Here is a 17,998-nt window from a genome sequence, read left to right as displayed (position 1 = left end):
GTACCGACGAGCCTAGCCGGGCCGGGTCCCCGATCGGCGGATGCTACGAGGTCACGTCGACCGGGGCGTGCGTGCGCAACTGCTCACGGATCCGGTCGGGCAACGGAACGGCCTGCTCGGTCACCGGATCGAACGCGACCATCACGCTGTCGACCTCCGCGCACACCGCGCCGGTGCGGTCCCGCATCACTTGGTGCACCGCGAACGAGGAGGTGCCCACCTTCGGGATGGTGAGCTCGACGGTCAGCGGCGCCGTCTCGTCCGTCACCGGACGCAGGTAGTCGAACGAGAGCTTGCGCACCACCAGCGGGTGGAGCGGGCCACCGATCGTCACGGCCTCCCGGAAGAACCGGACCCGGGACTCCTGCGCGTACTCCGCGTACAGCACGTTGTTCACGTGGCCGAGGCGATCGGAGTCGCCCCAGCGCACCTCGATCTGACAGGTGTGTGCCATCGCGGATCAGTCCCTCGTCAGCTTGCGGTGGGTGACGCGGTGCGGGCGGGCGGCCTCGGCACCGAGCCGCTCGACCTTGTTGGCCTCGTATGCCTCGAAGTTACCCTCGAACCAGAACCACTTGCCCTCCTCGACGTTGCCCTCCCAGGCGAGGATGTGGGTGCAGGTCCGGTCCAGGAACCAGCGGTCGTGGGAGATCACGACGGCGCAGCCGGGGAACTGCTGCAGCGCGTTCTCCAGCGAGCTCAGCGTCTCGACGTCGAGGTCGTTGGTCGGCTCGTCGAGGAGGATCAGGTTGCCGCCCTCCTTGAGGGTCAGCGCCAGGTTCAGGCGGTTGCGCTCACCACCGGACAGCACCTCCGACCGCTTCTGCTGGTCCGGGCCCTTGAAGCCGAACGCGCTGACGTAGGCGCGCGAGGGCATCTCGTTCTGCCCGACCTCGATGAAGTCGAGGCCGTCGGAGACGACCTCCCACACCGTCTTCTTCGGGTCGATGTTCGCGCGGGACTGGTCGACGTAGCTCAGCTTGACCGTGTCACCAACCTTCACACTGCCCGAGTCCGGCTGCTCCAGACCGACGATCGTCTTGAACAGCGTGGTCTTGCCGACACCGTTGGGGCCGATGACACCGACGATGCCGTTGCGCGGCAACGTGAACGACAGGTCCTTGATCAGGACCCGGTTCTCGAAGCCCTTGTCGAGGTGGTCGACCTCGACCACGACGTTGCCGAGGCGCGGCGGCGTCGGGATCTGGATCTCCTCGAAGTCGAGCTTGCGGTGCTTCTCGGCCTCGGCGGCCATCTCCTCGTACCGGTCGAGGCGGGCCTTGTTCTTCGTCTGCCGGGCCTTCGCGCCCGAACGGACCCAGGCGAGCTCCTCCTTGAGCCGCTTCTGCAGCTTCTGGTCCTTCTTGCCCTGAACCTCGAGGCGCTCCGCCTTCTTTTCCAGGTAGGTGGAGTAGTTGCCCTCGTACGGGTGCAGCTTGCCGCGGTCGACCTCACAGATCCACTGCGCGACGTGGTCAAGGAAGTAGCGGTCGTGGGTGACGGCGAGCACGGCGCCCGGGTAGGAGGCGAGGAACTGCTCGAGCCAGAGCACCGACTCGGCGTCCAGGTGGTTGGTCGGCTCGTCGAGGAGCAGCAGGTCCGGCTTGCTCAGCAGCAGCTTGCACAGCGCGACGCGGCGGCGCTCACCACCGGACAGGTGCGTGACGGGCTCATCGGCGGGCGGGCAGCGCAGCGCGTCCATCGCCTGCTCGAGCTGGGAGTCGACGTCCCACGCGTCGGCATGGTCGAGCTCCTCCTGGAGCTTGCCCATCTCCTCCATCAGCTCGTCGGAGTAGTCGGTCGCCATCAGCTCGGCGATCTCGTTGAACCGGTCAAGCTTGACCTTGATCTCGCCGAGGCCCTCCTCGACGTTGCCGCGGACGGTCTTCTCCTCGTTGAGCGGGGGCTCCTGCATGAGGATGCCGACGGTGGCCTCCGGGTCGAGGAACGCCTCACCGTTGGACGGCTGGTCGAGGCCGGCCATGATCTTGAGGATGGAGGACTTGCCGGCGCCGTTCGGGCCGACGACACCGATCTTGGCTCCCGGGTAGAAGCTCATCGTGACGTCATCGAGGATGACCTTGTCGCCGTGCGCCTTGCGCACCTTCTTCATCGTGTAAATGAACTCCGCCATGCGCACCAGCGTATCGGGAGGACAGGTGCCGCCCCAATCCACGGCCCGGCGGTCACACCACGGTGCGCGGCCTCACCGCATCACGCCGTCGACGAACACCGCGGCGTCGTCGAACGCCGCCGCCGGGGTGCCCAGGTGATCCGCGGACGGGTACACCCGGAAATCGACGTCGGTCCGGGACGCCGCGAGCTGCCCGGTGAACACCAGGGTGAGCGGGATCGGCACCACCAGGTCGACGGCGCCCTGCCCGAGGAACAGTCGGCGGTCGTAGCCGCCGGTCGGCACGCCGAGATACTCGGTCAGCGCGGGCCGCAGGTCGTGCAGCGGCCGGGAGAACAGGTCACCGACCGACGCGCCGCCGAGGTACTCGTTGAACTCGAGGGTGCATACCCGCTGCGCGATGGTCGCGAGTTCGCGGCCGCGGGGCGAGAGGTAGGAGTCGATGTTCAGGTCGGGGCGCGCGGACCGCAGCCCCGCCATCGTGAACAGCGTGAACTTGGTCAGCCCGGCGACACCGATGTTCGGGATGCCGGGCCTACCCAGCGCGAACACCTGGTCGAGGTTGGTCGGTGCACCGAGGGCGACCGCGCCGCGGTAGTCGAGCTCCGGCGCGTACGCGGTGGCCAGGTGGGCGGCGCTGAGGGCCGCGTGCCCGCCCTGCGAGAGGCCAGCGACCACCCAGCGCGGGGAGAGCGTGGGGACCAGCTGCCGCCCGGCGCGCACCATGTCGACCACGTCGTGCGCCGCCGCGACACCGTCGAGGTACGCGAGCTCGCCCGGGGTGCCGAGGCCCGCATAATCGGTGGCGACGACCGCGTACCCGCGCCGCAGCCACCGATCCATGAACTCCGCCTCCACCGCGGTGCCACCGACCGCGGACGGCGCGCACTGGTCGGCGAGGCCGATGGTGCCGTGCGCATACGACACCACCGGCCAGCCACCCGGCGGGGCCTGCCCCTGCGGCACATACACCGCCCCGGAGCTCAGCCGGGATGCGCCGCGGTGATCGGCGGTGCGGTAGGTGACCCGGTACCCGTCCGCCGCTCCGGGGAGCGCGGCCTGCGGGGGCAGCGGCTGCGTGTCGACGACGCTGCCGGGTCCGTCGGCGGGCGGGGCCGCCGCGGCCGGTGACGTCGCGATCGGGGCCACCCCCGCGAGCGCCGCCGTCACCGCCGCCAGCAGCGCCGTCCTCCATCGCATCCCAGGCATCCGTGCCCTCCCGTCCGTGACCGATCCGTGCCGATCCGATCACGGTAGGCGCACACCGGGCCCGGGTCCGGGTTTCGGGACATCGCGTCCGCGCTCACCCGACGACGGCGACCTCCTCGTTCACCGCCTCCGCGCCCTCGTCGGGATCGTCGAGCCCGTCCGCCTCGGACGGCGGAACCTTCGATGTCCGGTCGAGCTTCGCGGTGCAGCGGGCGAGGTCGGGGCCGACCGCGGTTGCCCGCATCTCGAGGTCGGATCGTTCGACGCCATCGCGGTTCGTGTACTCGTTGGTGCGCAGCTGGCCGTACGCGATGATCGGATCCCCCTTCATCAGCGATGCGCCGACGCCCCCGACCAGTCGGCGCCAGCAACTGACGGTCAGGTAGAGCGTGCCGCCGTCGGTCCACTCCCCCGCCGCCTGGTCGAACCGCCGGGCATTGCTGGCCATCCGGAAGCTCAGCACCTCCTCGCCCGCGTTGGTGGATCGTTTCACCGGATGGGTGATGACGGTGCCGACCACCGCCGTGTGCGTCTCGTACATGTCCGCCCTCCTGTTCCGGGGCTGGTCGCCCCCCACCGACCACCGTGCCCGGGAGCGGGCCGATGCGGGAGGGGCCAACGGCGGGTTGTGGACAACCCGCGAATCGCTCCACAGCGGGGACGGATCACCGGTTCGCGGCGCGACCGTCGTCGGGGGACTGTGGTAGCGCGACCGCCGCCGGGTCAGGGGGCAGCGGCGGCGGGGACGAGACCCGCGAGGGCCTGCGCATAGGCGGCCAACCGGTCACTGGTGTACGTCTCGGGATCACTGACCGCGAGCCTGCCGAGCATCTCCGCGAACGACATCATCGTGTGCCCAAGCAGCTCGGCGTCGAACCCGGCGAGCGCCGGTTCCAGCCCAATGCCGATGCGCGCCAAGTCGACCGCGCGGTCGAGGATCGCCGCCCGCGCGGTCCGCAGATGGTCGCGGTATTCGCTCGGTGCGTCGTCGGGTCCGGTGAGGATCAGGCGCCACCGGGTCGGGTTGTCGAGCACCACCCGAACGAACGCGGTCACGGTGCCGCCGTACGCGGCGGCCGGTCCGGTGCGGGTCATATCGGTGGGCAACGTGGCCAGCACCTGAGCAACCGCACGCTGGTACTCACGGTCGAGCAGCGCGGATACGAGGTCACCGCGGGTGCGGAACACCGTGTACAGCACCGGTTTTCCGACGCCCGCTTCCGCGGCGACCGCCTCCATGCTCAGGTCATGCAGACCCGACCGTCGGGTGACCTCGAACGCGGCGTCGAGAAGTTGCTCGCGGCGCTGCGCGGGAGGTAGCCGCGGCGCGTACCTGCGGCGGGGGCGTTCGGCGCCGCTCGCACCGGCTTTCGTCACGGACATCACCTCCGTCGATCACCCTACGGTCCGGCCCGCGGCGACCGAACCCGACCCAATCCTACGCAACCGTTGTATTCGACGACGAGCATTGCTACGGTCGCGTTGTATTCCGTGGTGGCGGAGCCCACCCGACCCGAGGAGGCGTCCCGATGTCCGACCCGCGCATGATGGCCGGCCGCGGCTGGCCGTTCGACCCCACCCGCCCCCGCCGGGACTTCGGCTTCTTCGGCCCGGACTCCCCCACCTGGAAGGTGTGGACGCATCCGACCGCGCTGATCGGTTTCCAACGCGCGGTGACCCTCGAGCACTTCGACCCGATGCTCGCCGCGGCCGTCGCCGACGCCGACGGCATCTACACCGACCCGCGCGGGCGGATGGACGGCACCCTGTCCTACTTCCTGCTCGTCGCGGTCGGCGACAGCCGCACCGCGACCGCGACGGCCGAACTGCTGATGAAGGTGCATGCCAGGGCGACCGGCATCGAGCCAATCTCCGGCAAGCGGTATAGCGCCAACAACCCGGCCAGCCAGCTGTGGATCCACGTCACCGGATGGCACTCGGTCCTCAAGTGCTACGAGATGTTCGGCCCGGGTCCGCTCTCACCCGCGGAGGAGTCGCGATACTGGGCCGACTGCGTGACGGCGGCGGAGCTGCAGACCTGCAGGCCCGCCGACGTGCCCACCTCGCGGGACGAGGTGCGCGCGTACTTCGACGCGGTCCGGCCGACGCTGTGTTCGTCGGAACGCGCCCTCCGCGGCATGCACTACCTGCTGCGCACCCGAGGCGGGCGGGGACGCGGCAGGCTGTGGGCGACGAGCAGGGCGCTTGCCCCGGCGACCATCGCGACGCTGCCGAAGTGGATGCGCACCCTCGGCGAGTTCGATCAGCCCGCTGCCCTCGACCGCGCCGTCGTCCCCGCCGCGCGGGCCGTGGTGCGGGCCACCCGGTCGCCCGCCGCCATGAGCCGGGTCGTCGCGGGCACGCTCCCGATGACGCGGTCCGTGCTGCAGTGGCACTTCGACAATCCGACCGCCCAACGTGCCGAGGTCGTCAGCCCGGCCGAGGCCAGGGAGCGGCTGCACGCGACCCCGGCCTGACCGATCGGCGACGCGGCTACTTCCAGCCCTCGCGATCGCGGCGCGCCAGTTCCGCAAACATCGCGTTGTGGGCGGCGAGGTCGGCGTCGTCATCGCGGTCCGCGGCCCGGTCGATGCGCTTGGCGACCTTCCGGTCCGACCGCGACCACTGCACCAGCAGGGCGAGCATCACCAGCACCAGCGGAATCTCCCCGGTCGCCCAGGCGATGCCGCCGCCGACCTTCTGGTCACCGAAGAGGTCGTCGTTCCAGCCCAATGCCAGCGACCGGTAGTACCAGCCACCGATGACCTCCATCGTGCTCATCAGCGCGATCCCGAAGAACGCGTGGAACGGCAGCGACCCGAATACCATCGCCAGCTTCGTCACCGGCTCGATCTGGCGCGGCGCCGGGTCGATCCCGATCACCACCCAGTAGAACAGGTAGCCGCTGAGGATGAAGTGCAGGTTCATCAGCAGATGCGCACCGTGCGAGTCCAGCGTCGAGCCGAAGATCCCGCCGAGGTAGAGGGCGTAGAAGCCTCCGACGAACAGCACCGACGCGACCAGCGGGTGCGTGACGAAGCGGGAAAACCGGCTGTGCAGCGCCGCGAGCAGCCATTCGCGCGGGCCCGGTGCACCGTCGGAGCCCGCCGGCTTGAGGGCACGCAACGCCAGGGTCATCGGGCCACCGAGCACCAGCAGCACCGGCGCGAGCATCGACAGCGCCATGTGGGCGCCCATGTGGACGCTGAACACGGCGGGCGCGTATCGGCCGAGCCCGGACGAGGTGCCGATCAGCAGGGTCGCGCAGCCGAGCAGCCACGCGACGGTCCGGCCGATCGGCCACGCGTCCCCGCGCGCCTTCAGCCTGCGGACCCCGATCACGTACCAGACCGCGGCGATGATCGCGGCGGTCCCGAAGATCAGGTCGAATCGCCAGTCGAACATCAGCCGGGAGACGGTCGGCGGACCGTCCAGGTTGTAGCCGAGCTGCACCTCCGCGGGAGTCGGGCGGATGTCCTCCGGCGGCGGCGGGGTCCTGCCGAGCCCCACCGCGAGACCGATCGTCGCGGCGAACACGATCGCCTCGCCGCCCGCGAACCGGACCAGCGCACCGCGCGAGGTCGGGTCGGCGGCCAACGCGGGCAGCGCCCGTCGCCGCTGCAGAAACCCGAACACGCCGAGAATCACCAGTGCGACCGTCTTCGCGACGAGCAGCCACCCGTAGGTGCTGGTGAACAGCTCGTCGAGGGGCAGCCGGACCAGGCCGTTGATCACACCGGAGAACGCCATGATCACGAACGCCGCCGTCGCGATCACCGAGAACCGGCGGGCCGCCAGATCGGTGTGCTCACCGCCGCGGCGGGCATGCACCAGCAGCGCGAACAGTCCACCCGCCCACACCGATGCCGCGATCAGGTGCCACAGCAGGCTGTTCGTCGCCATGTCGTGGGAGCCGCCTGCCGACGAATGCCCGGTCAGCGCGAGCGGGATCAGGGTCACGATACCGAGCCCGAGCACCACCGGCGTCCAGTTCCACCGCAGCAGCATCCGCGAACAGACCGCAAGCAGGATCGCCAGGATCGCCGTGTTCCGCCACGCCCCGGCCAGCTCGATCTGCGGGATCGCCTTCCACAGGTTCTCCGGCTTCAACGCCTCCGCGAACGGCTGCCCCGCGGTGTCCGACACCGTCAGCGGGACCAGGACCAGCGCACACGCCGCCCACACGATCGCCGCATTCGAGGCGGTCCGCACCGCCCGATAGCCGCCGACATCGAGGACACCCGACTTCTGCGGCGGCACCAGGAACGACGCCAGCAGCAGCGACCCGATCGCGATGACCGCCGCGACCTCGCCGATCGCCTTCACCGCCGGCAGCCCGTACGTCGTCAACGGTCCGGGGTCGGGGATACCGAGCCGGACCAACGCCTCCGACGCCGACAGCCCAACGATGATCGCCGCCACCAACCCGGCGATCAGGCCGAGGGTGACGAAGATGGGGACCGCGCTCTCCCCCGCCCGACGGGACGGTGGTGCTTCGGAGTGGGCGAGCTCGGGTGATGCCATGACCACCAGGGTAGGAGGCGGCGGAGTGTGAACCACGCCCAGGTTCCACCGCGCCGCCGTGTGCCGGTCCGACCCGCCCGCCCGCAGCCGGTAGACTCCTGACCCGATCCCACGCCGGGGTCATGCCTCCGTAGCTCAGTTGGATAGAGCAAGAGCCTTCTAATCTCTAGGTCGCAGGTTCGATTCCTGCCGGGGGCACACAGTGACACTGCCGTCCTCCGGGGCGTCGTGCCATTCACCGAAGCCCGACCCGTGTGACGTGAAACACTATGCGGTACGACTCCGATAGACCGGGTTGAGGTGAGTCCCATGCCCGAACATCACACCGGCCGCCCCGGCCCGCACATCCTCGAGAACCGTCCGACCGCTCCGTGCCGGTCGCCACCGCGCTGACGATCGTCCCCGACCCGGTGGCGAGGACCGGACGCATCGCGCGCTCCGACCGATGCGTCCGATCCGTCGCACCGATGCTCGCAACCCCTCTAGGTGAAGGTGCAGAGAACCATGGAATTCATGACACAACTCATCGGCGTGCTCGACAAGCTGCTGGACGTGATGGGCAAGATGCAGGGCCCAGGCGGAGGTGGCGGCGGCGCCGGAATGGGCAGCCTCGGCAGCCTCGGCGGGCTCAGCGGCTGATCACGCGGCGACGGCCCCGGCCCACCGGCCGGGGCCCTCGCCGTGTTTCGGGTCGTCTCGACCCGGCCGCGATTCGCCTGCGCGCACGATTCGTGCGCGGTAAAGTCGACTCCTGAATTTGCCGCCCCCGCACAGGCGTCGGCGGAGTGTCAGGGCACTTCGGACAGCCTCGTTCCCGAAGCAACCCCCGGTGATTTCGCGTCGATAGGCCCCGCGAATCGCAGATCGCTGTCGCGTCCGTGAGAACCGCCAGATCAGTTCCGATCAAATGGGGATCGCCATGAAGATGGCCACCACTCTGGTCATGCCCGTGCTCGTCGCAGCAACCATCGTCTCCGGCGCGGGCACCGCGTCCGCGCAATTGCCCGCGCCGCCACCACTGCCCGCGCTACCCGACCTACCCGACCTACCCGCGCTGCCGCCGTTGCCGACGGTGTCGCTGCCGGAACTGCCCGCGCTGCCCGCCCCCGACCCGGTGCCGGTGGACCTGCCCGCCGTGCCGGTGCCCGCCGTGGAGCTCCCCGCGGTGCCCCTCCCCGATCCGATGCCGGTCGCCCTTCCGCCGGTGACGCTCCCCGACCCGATCCGGGTGGACCTGCCCGCACCTCCCCCGCCGCCGCGGGTACCCACGCTCGACGAGGTCGCGACGATGCTCGGACTGCAACCGCCGCCGACCCCCGCGATGGTCACCGCACAGTTCGCGGAGCAGACGTGGCCGGACAACGAGCCGAAGCGGGAGGCGTTCAACGAGATGACGAACGAGATCACCATCGGCTGGAACAACGGCGGTCAGCAACGCATGATGCTCGGCTCGTTCGTCGGCCTGGCGATCGGCTGCGTGTCGATCTTCCCGAACTTCATGGCGGGCTGCATGCTCGGCAACCTCATCGGGGCAGGCGTCGGCGCGGTGGTGGGCATCGACGAGGGGAACCCGAAGGCACGCCCGTCGGTGGAGAAGTTCTTCGCGACACCGTGACCCGCGCGTCAGGCGCGGCGGACCACCGTCAGCTTCGACACCCGGGAGGAGATGCGTCGGTCCTCGCCGTCGCGGAGCAGCGCGATGCCGGACCGGATCTCCTCGACCACCCAGGTGCCCGCCGTGTCCGAGATGTGGACGAGGTCGCCCGTCTGCACCGTGTCACCCATCGCATCCTCCGCCTTCTCGCGCCGCAGCGCGGACGCGTCGTGTGTTGTCGTTGCCGACAATTATCACGTGGCGCTGCCCCGCCGCGGCGGACTGGGGCGGATTCGCCGTCACCGACCGGCCAGGTGCGCGCGGTCCGCCCGGCTGATCGTGACGGCAGCGACGATCACCCCGACCACCACACCGACCAGGGTGTCGACCACCCGACTGACCGCCGTCCCGGTGTCGACGGTGGCACCGAGACCGATCACGAGCAGGGCCATCGGCGTGACGAACAGTGAGCACAGGGCGTAGTTCCGGGTGGCGGTCACCTCCGCCGCGACCTGCAGCACCGCGATGATGACGACGCACTGCCAGTAGCCGAGGGACAGCGCGATCAGGGCCGCCGCGATCACCGCGCCGCCCACGTTTCCGAGCAGTCGCTGGATTGCGCGCTGCACCGTCTGCCCGTAGGTCACCCCCTGCATCGCGGCCATCGCACCCATCGACGCCCACAGCGGATGGTCGAATCCCAGTTCCGCCGCCAGCCAGCCGGCGACGGCGGAGGCGACGACGATCCGGGCTGCGTACTCGGTCACGGCGCGGGTGCGCAGGCCCGCGACGCCGACCGCAACGAACGACGGCGGGCGGGGCAGCGGCGGGGCGCCGGTCCCGGCTCCGAGGATGGTGCGGTGCCGCTTCGCCTTCCGCAGTTCGGCCTCGTGCCGCACCACCTCGTCGAGTCGTCTCGGGTCGCCGAGTTCCCATTCGTCGAGTGCGGCGTCGGCCTCACCGAGGATGGCCGCGAGGTCGCTGGCGTTGGTGTGCCCGGTCGACGTGGCCGTCAGTACCAGCTTCTCCCTTGCCGAGGTGATCGCGTCGCGGGCGGCCGCGGGATCCGCGCCTGCGGGCACCGCGGCAGCGGCGGCGAGCGCCCGTGCCACCGCGAGCCGGGCGGGTCCCCAGGGCAGGAACAGCAACGGAACCAGCGCGACGCCGAGGCCGACGGTCGCGCCGACCGTCGAACTCACCAGCGCAACAGCGAGATCCGCCGCGGACGCGGTAGAGCCGACGGCCGCGGTCGCGGCGAAGACGAGGATCACCGGGCCCGGTCCGGCGATGCGGAACGCGGCGAGCACCGCTGCGGCGGCGCCGGACAGCACCGCGATCGACGCGATCTGCGCCCACACCGGCAGCCCCGCCAACGCGATCAGGCCGCCGACCAGTACCGACGAGACGACAAGGATCCCGACGGATCCGACCTTCTCCGCCGTGCGGCGCAGCGGGTCATGGCGTGCGAACGCCGAGGTGAGGGCGCTCAGGACCGCGAGTCCGGCGACGTCGCCGTGCCCGGTAAGCCCGAAGACCACGAGGACCAGCGTCGCGGCCAACCCGACCCGCACCGAGACGGCGAGGGTCGCGTCCGCGGGTCGGACGACGAAGGCCCGCCGCCAGGTCTCGGCGGACACCGTGTGGGCGAGGGCGTCACGCGTCCGACGGGGGCGGACGATCGGGGTTCGGGTCGGCATCGCCCAACGATAGCAATAGTTCACTAGTAAAATACATATGAAATAGTATGACCTCGGTCGCCTACGATGACCTCATGCCACCCAGCGCGCCCGGCGAGGACTTCATCGACCACGTTCGACGACAGTGGTCCCGAACCCACCCGGAGGTGGACGCCGCCCCGATCGAGGTCATCGGCCGCATCACCCGGATCGGGTCACTCGCGCTGCACGAGCTGGACCGCGCCCTTGCCGGCAGCGGCGTCTCCCGGATCGAATTCGAGATCCTCTGCGCCCTCGCCCGCAGCGATCGACCCCTCCGGGCCAGCGAGGTCACCACCGCGACCATGACGAGCGGCGCATCGACGACCAAGCACACCGACCGCCTGACCCGCATCGGCCTGGTCGAGCGACTCCGCTTCGAACGCGACGGACGGGTGGTGCTCCTGCAGCCGACCGACGCCGGGCGCGCACTGGTGGACCGCGAATTCCCCGCCCGGGTGGAGCGGGACCGGCGGCTGCTCGAGGGCCTCGACGCCGACGAACAGGCCACCCTCGCGGACCTGCTGCGCCGGGTCGCGGGGAACTTCGCCGCTCCCTGACGCGATGAACGGGGGTTCATGTGCCATCGCCGTCCGGGAACTGGCACATGAACCCCCGTTCAATCCGTGGCCCGACCGCCGAGATGACGTCGCCGCGCCGGGAGCTCGACCACCGGGATCATGCGATCTCACCGCGCTGCCCGCACTCCCCGACCGCGGTCCGCAACGCCGCCCGCTCGGCCGTGTCGACGGTGAGCCCGTACTTCACCTTGATCCGGATGTACGAGTCGACGTACCCGCACCGAAACCCGCCGGGGGGCAGGTAGTCGGCGGCGTCCTGGTCACCCTTCGACCTGTTCGCCGACGGATCGGAGGCCATCAGGTTCTGCGCGTCGTTCGCGATCGCCCGGCGGGCAACCTGGTCGAGTGCGCGCGCGCCCGAGCGCCACGCCTCGGCCAACGGCACGATGTGTTCCGCGTCGACCGCGGAGGGGTCGGTCGTCCACCGGTACTCCCTGAGCGCACCGGTGTCCCGGTCGAGGACGCCGTACCGGTCGAGCCAGCCGCCGCCCCTGCCGACCGTCAACCGGCAGGTCTTCGGGTCGAGGCGCACCGATCCGGACGCGTCCCGGAGCATCATCACGTCGCGGGTGGTGCAGCGGGCGTACGCCGCGAACTCGGGGCCGAATCCGTGCTCCGGACGGTTGGTGTCCCAGTGCGGGAACCGGTCCCGGCTGTAGCCGTCCATCGACGCCTCGGCCGCGACCTGTAGCCGGGCGAGTTGGTCGGCGAGATCGCCCGCGACCACCTCCGGCGTCGACCCGGAATCGTTGCGCTCCCACTCGTCGAGCAGCACGTAGCCGACGGCGACGAGCACCACGACCAGGAAGGACAGGGCCGCGCGCAGCACCCGGCGCACGGTGCGCGACAACCGCGCGTTGAGGGACGGACGCACGGAAATCTCCTGGACGCTCTGACGGGACGGCAGAGTATCGCCCGCGGCGATCCGAATCTGGTGACGGCGCGCGGATCCCGCCCACGACTGTGATGCAGATTACCCACCCGGCGACGCCCTCGTCACGGGTGGCCGGGCACCATGATCCGGGCCAGCACCCCGCGGTGGTCGGAGCCGGGCAGGTCGACAACGCCGACGTCGGTCGCCCTCGCGCCCGCGACCAGGATCCGGTCGATCGACAGCAGCGGCGGCAACCAGCGGTCCGCGGGATAGCTGCGCAGCACCCCGGAGCCCGCCTGCTCGGCGGCGTCGCGAACACCGTCGCCGAGCAGGGCACGGAACTGGGCGTGATCCCAGGTCGCATTGAAATCCGCTGCCATGACGACGGTGTCGGCGTCGGTGCGCAACCCGTCCAGGATGCCGTGCAGCCGGTCCAGTTCGTCGGCCCAGATCGGCGTCTGATGCCGCGGCCACGGCGGCACCGGATGCGCCGCAAGCACCGTCAGCGAGTCGCCGCCGGGCAGCGTCGCCCGCGCGGAGAGCGCGGCCATCGCAAATCCGGGGTGCTGCACCTGCTCCGACAGCGGGTATCGGCTCCAGATGCCGGTGCCGTCCGCACCGGATGCGGCGGGTCGCACGTAGCGATAGGGCAACAGCTCGTCGAGACCCGACGCGGTCAGCCCGTCCATCGCCGTTACGGTCAGTTCATTCACGGTCATCAGGTCGACGCCACGCGAACGCACCTGCGCGACAACCGACTCCGGATCCGCCTTCCCGAACTCGATGTTCGCCTGGAGGACCGTCAGCCCGCGCTCCGGGTTCGCGCCCGACCCGGCGTCGTGCACGTACAGCGGCGCCTGGGTCCAGGCCGCCCCGGCGGCGACCGCGGTCGCGACCGCGAGGCCGAGCCGATCCCGGACGGCGAGAAACACCAGCACCGCCAGCACGATCCCCGATACCAGGTAGGGCGCGGCCGCGGCCGCGACGACGATCGGCGCCGAGGTCACCGGCACCACGTGCGCAAGGACACCCGCGGCCGCCGCCGCGACCGCCGCCCATCCGACGACGAGTGCGCCCCAACGAATCACCCGGGTCGACGACCTCGTCCGCCCGGTATCGCGCCCGGGGACGAGGGTCACTCGGGCACCCGTCGCGCCACCAACGCCGCCCCGATGTGCGGCAGGTCGGCGGGGTCGGAGGGGTTGAGCCCGGTCAGTTCGAACACCCGGCGCATCCGGTAGTCGACCGTGTTCGCGTGCACCGCGAGGGTGGCCGCGGTCGCCCTCCGGTTGAGCCCGCTATCGACATAGGTCTCGAGGGTCTGCATCAGTTCCGGCTTCCCCACCAGCGGAGCCAGCAGCGCAGCCAGTTCGCGTTGGGCGGCGCTCGGCCTGCTCAGTTGGTATTCGAGCAGCACGTCCGACAGCCGGTACAAGCCGGACGGACGATCCGACCTGGTCACCAGCGCAACGATTTCCGCGGTCTGCTCGACCGCCGACGGCACCCCCGCTGGCGTCGCGACCGCCCCGGCGACGTGAAAATCGGCGCCGAGCACCCGCCCGAGCCGGTCGACGACGGCCCGCAACTGCTCCCAGTCCGGGGCGCTGGCCGGGCACGGCACCAGCGCCAGCCCCCCGCCGCTGTCGATCACCGTCAAGGCAGGCTCCCCGGTGATCCGGTCCAGTTCGGTCTGCACCCGGCGCAGCTTCCGGCGTCCGGCGACGGTTCCGCTGACCCCGGAACCGCGCTCGTCGTCGTTCTCGCCGATCGCCAGGGTCAAGGCGAGGTAGTGCGGGGCCAGCCGCAGCCCGGTGCGGTGCACGACGGAGTCGAGATCCTCCCCCGCGACCAACGCCGACATGAACGACCGCCTGCCCGAGTTCGCCTGGCTCTCCATGCTCTGCCGTTCCTCGAAGTAGGCGGCGCTCACCGCGATCGTCAACCGGCGCAGGAAGTCCAGGATCATTGTCATCAGCGTCTGGACGTCGTCGATGTCGTCCGGGCCCGCACCGTCGAGCAGTTCGCCCGCCGCGAGACCGATCCCGGCGTGGTAGGCGTGCAGCACGGCATCGAGCGGCACCCCCTCCTCGGCGCGGCGGGCCGCGGAACTGCGCTGCTCGACGAGTTCGGAGTCGCGGGCCCCGCGACGCTCGCGGACCAGGGTGGCGAAGAGCTCCATGTTGCGGAGCACGATGTCGGAGATCTCCCCGTGCACCGCTTCCCGCGGCAGCGCCCGGTAGATGGGCAGCTCGTCCATCAGTCGGCCGATCACGCGGGCGGTCAGGTCGGGGGCGGCGTTGGACAGCCACTGCGCCGCCGGCCTTCCCGCGATGCGCAGCGGCGGTACCACCCGGTTGTCTACGGTCACGGATTCCTCCCAATACCGGACATTACGGAAAATCTACTGCGTCGCTCCTGTCTGGCTACCACGCAGCGACCCGGATGTCACCGCGGGACCCGCTCTCGGCGTGGCGTCGCCGCGCTCGCCCGAACCGCGAGGGTCCTGACGTAGGGTTCGAAAAACACCAGGTCGTCGCCGATCCGGCGGTGACAACGACGGACGGCGGAACGCATGGATGCGGTCGAGAAGTCAGCGATGACCGTCGGAGACTACACATACGACGTCACCCTCGCCGGACCGGCGGGCGGAGCACCGGTCGTGTTGTTGCACGGTTTCCCCGAGACGGCCGCCTGCTGGCACCCGGTCCTGCCTGCCCTCGCCCGCGCGGGATTTCGGCTGATCGCGCCGAACCAGCGCGGGTACTCCGCTGGCGCGCGCCCGGCGGGTGTGGAGCACTACGCGATCGACGCACTCGGCGGCGACGTCCTTGCCCTGCTCGATCACCTGGAACTACGGTCCGCGCACCTCGTCGGTCACGACTGGGGCGCCGCGGTCGCCTGGTGGACCGCGGCCAACCACCCGGACCGGGTCCGTTCCCTGACGGCGGTCTCGGTGCCGCACCCGGCGGCGTTCGGGTGGGCACTGCGCATGGACGACGACCAGAAGGCCCGGTCCCGCTACATCGGCGTGTTCCGGAATGGACACTCCGCCGAGCAGGTCCTGCTGGCCGACGGCGCGGGGCGCCTGCGCGAGATCTACGCGGGCGTGGACCCGGCCCTCGTCGACGAACACGTCCGCGTCCTCACCGAGCCGGGCGCCCTCACCGCTGCCCTGTCCTGGTATCGGGCGATGGGGCGCGACGTCGCGGAGACCCCCGCCGTCCGGGTACCGACCACCTATGTGTGGAGCGACGGCGACGACGCGCTGGGCCGGGCGGGTGCCGAGAAGTGCGCCGAGTTCGTCACCGGGCCGTACCGGTTCGTCGAACTCGACAGCGTCAACCACTGGGTGCCCGAACAGGCACCCGAGAGTCTTGCGGCCGCGATCATCGCCCGCGTGGAAGGAGTGTCGGCATGAACGGAATCGTCATCGTCCTGCTGGGCGCACTGCTGTGCTTCTACGGCATTCGCTCACTGCACCTGGCCGTCCTCGCCTCCGGATTCGGGTTGGGCTGGCTGGTCACCGACCTGTTCAACGCCGCGTTCTGGACGCTCGTGCTCTTCGGCCTGATCGGGGCGGCCGCGGCGTGGGTGCTGACCACCCTCGTCTTCAAGTTTTCGGCGTACTTCATCGGCGGCATCTCGGGCGCCATGGCAGGCGCGAAGCTGGCGGACGCGCTGCAGCCCGGCGAGAACAACTGGGCGCTGAGCTGGATCGTGATTCTCGCGCTGGCGGTCGCCGCCGCCTTCGTCGCGGACAAGTACCGGGCGCGGGCGCTGCTGTGGCTGACCTCCATCGGCGGCGCAAGCATGATCCTCAGCGGCCTCGGCACCATGACCGGCGCGCTCGAGTTCCTCGCCCACCCCGACTCCGGTGTCCAGCAGGTCACCTCGACCCTGGTGTGGATCGCGCTGGCCGTCGCGGGCTGGATCGTCCAACGCCGACTCTTCCCGGAGAAGCTGGGGCTTCAGCCCACCGACTCGCGGCGGTAGGGCGCGCGGACGGCCAGCAGCGCAGCCAACCCGACGGCGAGGACCACGAGCAGCCCCAGGATGCCTGCGCGGTCGCTGCCGAACATCCACGCGAACAGCCCGAACAGGGTCGGCGACAGGAACGACACCGCCCGGCCGGTCGTGGCGTAGAGACCGAACATCTGCCCCTCCCGCCCGGCCGGGCTCAGCCGGGCCATGAACGTGCGGGCCGCGGACTGCGCCGGCCCGACGAACAGGCACAGCAGCAGACCGAGGAACCAGAACGCGACCGGCCCGGACACCGCCAGCAACGCGGCACCCACCGCGAGCATGGACGCGAGCGAGGTCACGATCACCGACTTGGGGCCGAACCGATCGTCGAGGCGTCCGGCCACCAACGCGCCGACCGCCGCAACAACATTGGCCGCGACACCGAACAGCAGCACGTCACCGGACGCGATGCCGTACACGTTGACCGCCAGCACCGCGCCGAAGGTGAACACGCCGGCGAGCCCGTCCCGGAACAGGGCGCTGGCCACCAGGTATCCGACCGTGCGGCGGTCGTGCGCCCACAGGGCGGTCAGGTCGCGCCAGAGCAGCCGGTAGGAGCCGACGAAACCCGGCCCGGCGGCCGCCGCCTCGCGCCGCGGCACCTCCGGCACCGCGAACAGCACCGGCACCGCGAACACCGCGAACCACACCGCAGCGAGGACCACGACGGTCCGGATGTTCAGCCCACCGTCGGTGCTCAGACCAAACAATCCCCGCGCGGGCCCGTCCCCGGCAATGAACCCGACATAGCACACCAGCAGCAGCACGATCCCACCGAAATAACCCATCGCCCAACCGAACCCGGATACCCGACCGATGCTGTCCGGCGACGAGACCTGCCGCAGCATCGCGAAGTACGGCACCTGCGCGAGCTCGAAGAGGACCGACCCGACACCGAGCAGCACCAGACCGAACCACAGGTACCGATGGTCGTCCCTGACGAAGAACATCGCCAACATGCAGCCGACCACGGCGGTGGTGAGCAGCGCGAGCGAGCGTTTGCGGCGGCCGGTGGCGTCGGCACGCTGACCGGTGACCGGGGCGAGGACGGCGATCAGCAGCCCCGCCGCGCCGAGGGACCAGCCGAGCCAGCTGCTCGCCGACACCGAGCCGGGGAGGTCGTCACCGACCGCGTCGGTGAGGTACACCGAGAAGACGAAGGTCACGATCACCGCGTTGAAGGCGGCGGACCCCCAGTCCCACAGCCCCCACGCGACGACCTGCCCGCGCGTTGCCACCGTGCCGTTGTCCACCGCCATGCTCATGGCGCGAGCCTAGGCCAGGAATCTGGTGCCGTCGCCGAGGGAAACACCCGACCACGGTATGCACTCTGTTGCATAGTCG

The 17,998-nt window shown here is 70.5% G+C and carries 18 protein-coding genes and 1 tRNA gene; 7 read left to right on the top strand and 12 right to left on the bottom strand.

Annotation, left to right across the window (positions count from 1 at the left end):
• Positions 1–43: 43 nt before the first annotated feature.
• The 5 genes from ACFWQG_RS04890 to ACFWQG_RS04870 form a co-directional block, all read right to left on the bottom strand.
• Positions 44–454 carry an acyl-CoA thioesterase gene (locus ACFWQG_RS04890; protein ID WP_378506466.1) on the bottom strand — a complete coding sequence of 137 codons (411 nt, stop codon included), beginning with the start codon at positions 452–454 and terminating at the stop codon, positions 44–46.
• Between the two features lie 6 nt (positions 455–460).
• Positions 461–2,134 carry an energy-dependent translational throttle protein EttA gene (ettA, locus tag ACFWQG_RS04885; protein WP_378506465.1) on the bottom strand — a complete coding sequence of 558 codons (1,674 nt, stop codon included), beginning with the start codon at positions 2,132–2,134 and terminating at the stop codon, positions 461–463.
• Between the two features lie 72 nt (positions 2,135–2,206).
• On the bottom strand, positions 2,207–3,334 hold the full coding sequence (locus ACFWQG_RS04880; protein WP_378506464.1) for a lipase family protein: 1,128 nt from the start codon (positions 3,332–3,334) through the stop codon (positions 2,207–2,209).
• Positions 3,335–3,437: 103 nt separating this feature from the next.
• Positions 3,438–3,884, bottom strand: coding sequence for a single-stranded DNA-binding protein (locus tag ACFWQG_RS04875; protein ID WP_378506463.1), 447 nt, complete (start codon positions 3,882–3,884; stop codon positions 3,438–3,440).
• Between the two features lie 182 nt (positions 3,885–4,066).
• Positions 4,067–4,726 carry a TetR/AcrR family transcriptional regulator gene (locus ACFWQG_RS04870; protein ID WP_378506462.1) on the bottom strand — a complete coding sequence of 220 codons (660 nt, stop codon included), beginning with the start codon at positions 4,724–4,726 and terminating at the stop codon, positions 4,067–4,069.
• 146 nt (positions 4,727–4,872) lie between these two features.
• Between ACFWQG_RS04870 and ACFWQG_RS04865 the strand changes: the two genes are divergently transcribed.
• Positions 4,873–5,820: an oxygenase MpaB family protein gene (locus tag ACFWQG_RS04865; protein WP_378506461.1), complete on the top strand. Its 948-nt coding sequence runs from the start codon at positions 4,873–4,875 to the stop codon at positions 5,818–5,820.
• A 16-nt stretch (positions 5,821–5,836) separates the two neighbouring features.
• Here ACFWQG_RS04865 and ACFWQG_RS04860 read toward each other — a convergent pair whose 3' ends face one another.
• Complete coding sequence (locus tag ACFWQG_RS04860; protein ID WP_378506460.1) at positions 5,837–7,867, bottom strand: cytochrome c oxidase assembly protein; 2,031 nt, start codon at positions 7,865–7,867, stop codon at positions 5,837–5,839.
• Positions 7,868–7,991: 124 nt separating this feature from the next.
• Here ACFWQG_RS04860 and ACFWQG_RS04855 point away from each other — a divergent pair.
• The 3 genes from ACFWQG_RS04855 to ACFWQG_RS04845 all read left to right on the top strand — a co-directional run bounded on the left by ACFWQG_RS04855 (position 7,992) and on the right by ACFWQG_RS04845 (position 9,482).
• Positions 7,992–8,065 (top strand) — tRNA-Arg (locus ACFWQG_RS04855).
• A 315-nt stretch (positions 8,066–8,380) separates the two neighbouring features.
• A complete protein-coding gene (locus tag ACFWQG_RS04850; RefSeq protein ID WP_378506459.1) occupies positions 8,381–8,506 on the top strand; it encodes a hypothetical protein in 126 nt (41 codons plus the stop codon).
• A 286-nt stretch (positions 8,507–8,792) separates the two neighbouring features.
• Entirely contained in the window at positions 8,793–9,482 is a 690-nt protein-coding gene (locus ACFWQG_RS04845) for a hypothetical protein (protein WP_378506458.1), read from the top strand.
• Between the two features lie 8 nt (positions 9,483–9,490).
• Here the strand turns inward: ACFWQG_RS04845 and ACFWQG_RS04840 are convergent, their stop codons facing one another.
• Positions 9,491–9,652, bottom strand: coding sequence for a hypothetical protein (locus tag ACFWQG_RS04840; protein ID WP_378506457.1), 162 nt, complete (start codon positions 9,650–9,652; stop codon positions 9,491–9,493).
• Positions 9,653–9,760: 108 nt separating this feature from the next.
• Entirely contained in the window at positions 9,761–11,158 is a 1,398-nt protein-coding gene (locus ACFWQG_RS04835; protein ID WP_378506456.1) for an FUSC family protein, read from the bottom strand.
• Between the two features lie 74 nt (positions 11,159–11,232).
• Here ACFWQG_RS04835 and ACFWQG_RS04830 point away from each other — a divergent pair, with 74 nt between their 5' ends.
• Entirely contained in the window at positions 11,233–11,736 is a 504-nt protein-coding gene (locus ACFWQG_RS04830; protein WP_378506455.1) for a MarR family winged helix-turn-helix transcriptional regulator, read from the top strand.
• Between the two features lie 118 nt (positions 11,737–11,854).
• Here the strand turns inward: ACFWQG_RS04830 and ACFWQG_RS04825 are convergent, their stop codons facing one another.
• From ACFWQG_RS04825 to ACFWQG_RS04815, 3 genes are all read right to left on the bottom strand, one after another.
• Positions 11,855–12,631 (bottom strand): HNH endonuclease family protein, encoded by a 777-nt coding sequence (locus ACFWQG_RS04825; protein ID WP_378506454.1) that lies wholly within the window; start codon positions 12,629–12,631, stop codon positions 11,855–11,857.
• Between the two features lie 122 nt (positions 12,632–12,753).
• Positions 12,754–13,719, bottom strand: coding sequence for an endonuclease/exonuclease/phosphatase family protein (locus ACFWQG_RS04820; protein ID WP_378506453.1), 966 nt, complete (start codon positions 13,717–13,719; stop codon positions 12,754–12,756).
• Between the two features lie 47 nt (positions 13,720–13,766).
• Positions 13,767–14,999, bottom strand: a complete 1,233-nt coding sequence (locus ACFWQG_RS04815) for a PucR family transcriptional regulator (protein ID WP_378506452.1) — start codon at positions 14,997–14,999, stop codon at positions 13,767–13,769.
• Between the two features lie 228 nt (positions 15,000–15,227).
• On the opposite strand from ACFWQG_RS04815, the gene ACFWQG_RS04810 reads away from it, so the two are divergent.
• Both ACFWQG_RS04810 and ACFWQG_RS04805 read left to right on the top strand, forming a co-directional pair.
• Positions 15,228–16,049 (top strand): alpha/beta fold hydrolase, encoded by an 822-nt coding sequence (locus tag ACFWQG_RS04810; RefSeq protein ID WP_378506451.1) that lies wholly within the window; start codon positions 15,228–15,230, stop codon positions 16,047–16,049.
• Positions 16,046–16,624, top strand: coding sequence for a DUF4203 domain-containing protein (locus ACFWQG_RS04805; protein ID WP_378506450.1), 579 nt, complete (start codon positions 16,046–16,048; stop codon positions 16,622–16,624). The genes ACFWQG_RS04810 and ACFWQG_RS04805 overlap by 4 nt, the downstream gene beginning before the upstream one ends.
• On the opposite strand, the gene ACFWQG_RS04800 is transcribed toward ACFWQG_RS04805, so the two are convergent.
• Positions 16,600–17,919, bottom strand: coding sequence for an MFS transporter (locus ACFWQG_RS04800; protein ID WP_378506449.1), 1,320 nt, complete (start codon positions 17,917–17,919; stop codon positions 16,600–16,602). The two genes, ACFWQG_RS04805 and ACFWQG_RS04800, sit on opposite strands and share 25 nt — an antisense overlap.
• Between the last annotated feature and the right edge of the window lie 79 nt (positions 17,920–17,998).

Source organism: Rhodococcus sp. NPDC058532 (genome assembly GCF_042719255.1).
Lineage (GTDB): Bacteria > Actinomycetota > Actinomycetes > Mycobacteriales > Mycobacteriaceae > Rhodococcus_G.
Note: the sequence above shows the minus strand (reverse complement) of the source record. Positions and strands in the feature narration are given on the sequence as shown.

Coding starts and splice junctions, on each gene's coding strand:
- ACFWQG_RS04835 (WP_378506456.1), bottom strand. CDS start 11,158: ATGCCGACCCGAACCCCGATCGTCCGCCCCCGTCGGACGCGTGACGCC.
- ACFWQG_RS04830 (WP_378506455.1), top strand. CDS start 11,233: ATGCCACCCAGCGCGCCCGGCGAGGACTTCATCGACCACGTTCGACGA.
- ACFWQG_RS04840 (WP_378506457.1), bottom strand. CDS start 9,652: ATGGGTGACACGGTGCAGACGGGCGACCTCGTCCACATCTCGGACACG.
- ACFWQG_RS04810 (WP_378506451.1), top strand. CDS start 15,228: ATGACCGTCGGAGACTACACATACGACGTCACCCTCGCCGGACCGGCG.
- ACFWQG_RS04890 (WP_378506466.1), bottom strand. CDS start 454: ATGGCACACACCTGTCAGATCGAGGTGCGCTGGGGCGACTCCGATCGC.
- ettA (WP_378506465.1), bottom strand. CDS start 2,134: ATGGCGGAGTTCATTTACACGATGAAGAAGGTGCGCAAGGCGCACGGC.
- ACFWQG_RS04860 (WP_378506460.1), bottom strand. CDS start 7,867: ATGGCATCACCCGAGCTCGCCCACTCCGAAGCACCACCGTCCCGTCGG.
- ACFWQG_RS04850 (WP_378506459.1), top strand. CDS start 8,381: ATGACACAACTCATCGGCGTGCTCGACAAGCTGCTGGACGTGATGGGC.
- ACFWQG_RS04865 (WP_378506461.1), top strand. CDS start 4,873: ATGTCCGACCCGCGCATGATGGCCGGCCGCGGCTGGCCGTTCGACCCC.
- ACFWQG_RS04845 (WP_378506458.1), top strand. CDS start 8,793: ATGGCCACCACTCTGGTCATGCCCGTGCTCGTCGCAGCAACCATCGTC.
- ACFWQG_RS04800 (WP_378506449.1), bottom strand. CDS start 17,919: ATGAGCATGGCGGTGGACAACGGCACGGTGGCAACGCGCGGGCAGGTC.
- ACFWQG_RS04805 (WP_378506450.1), top strand. CDS start 16,046: ATGAACGGAATCGTCATCGTCCTGCTGGGCGCACTGCTGTGCTTCTAC.
- ACFWQG_RS04880 (WP_378506464.1), bottom strand. CDS start 3,334: ATGCGATGGAGGACGGCGCTGCTGGCGGCGGTGACGGCGGCGCTCGCG.
- ACFWQG_RS04870 (WP_378506462.1), bottom strand. CDS start 4,726: ATGTCCGTGACGAAAGCCGGTGCGAGCGGCGCCGAACGCCCCCGCCGC.
- ACFWQG_RS04875 (WP_378506463.1), bottom strand. CDS start 3,884: ATGTACGAGACGCACACGGCGGTGGTCGGCACCGTCATCACCCATCCG.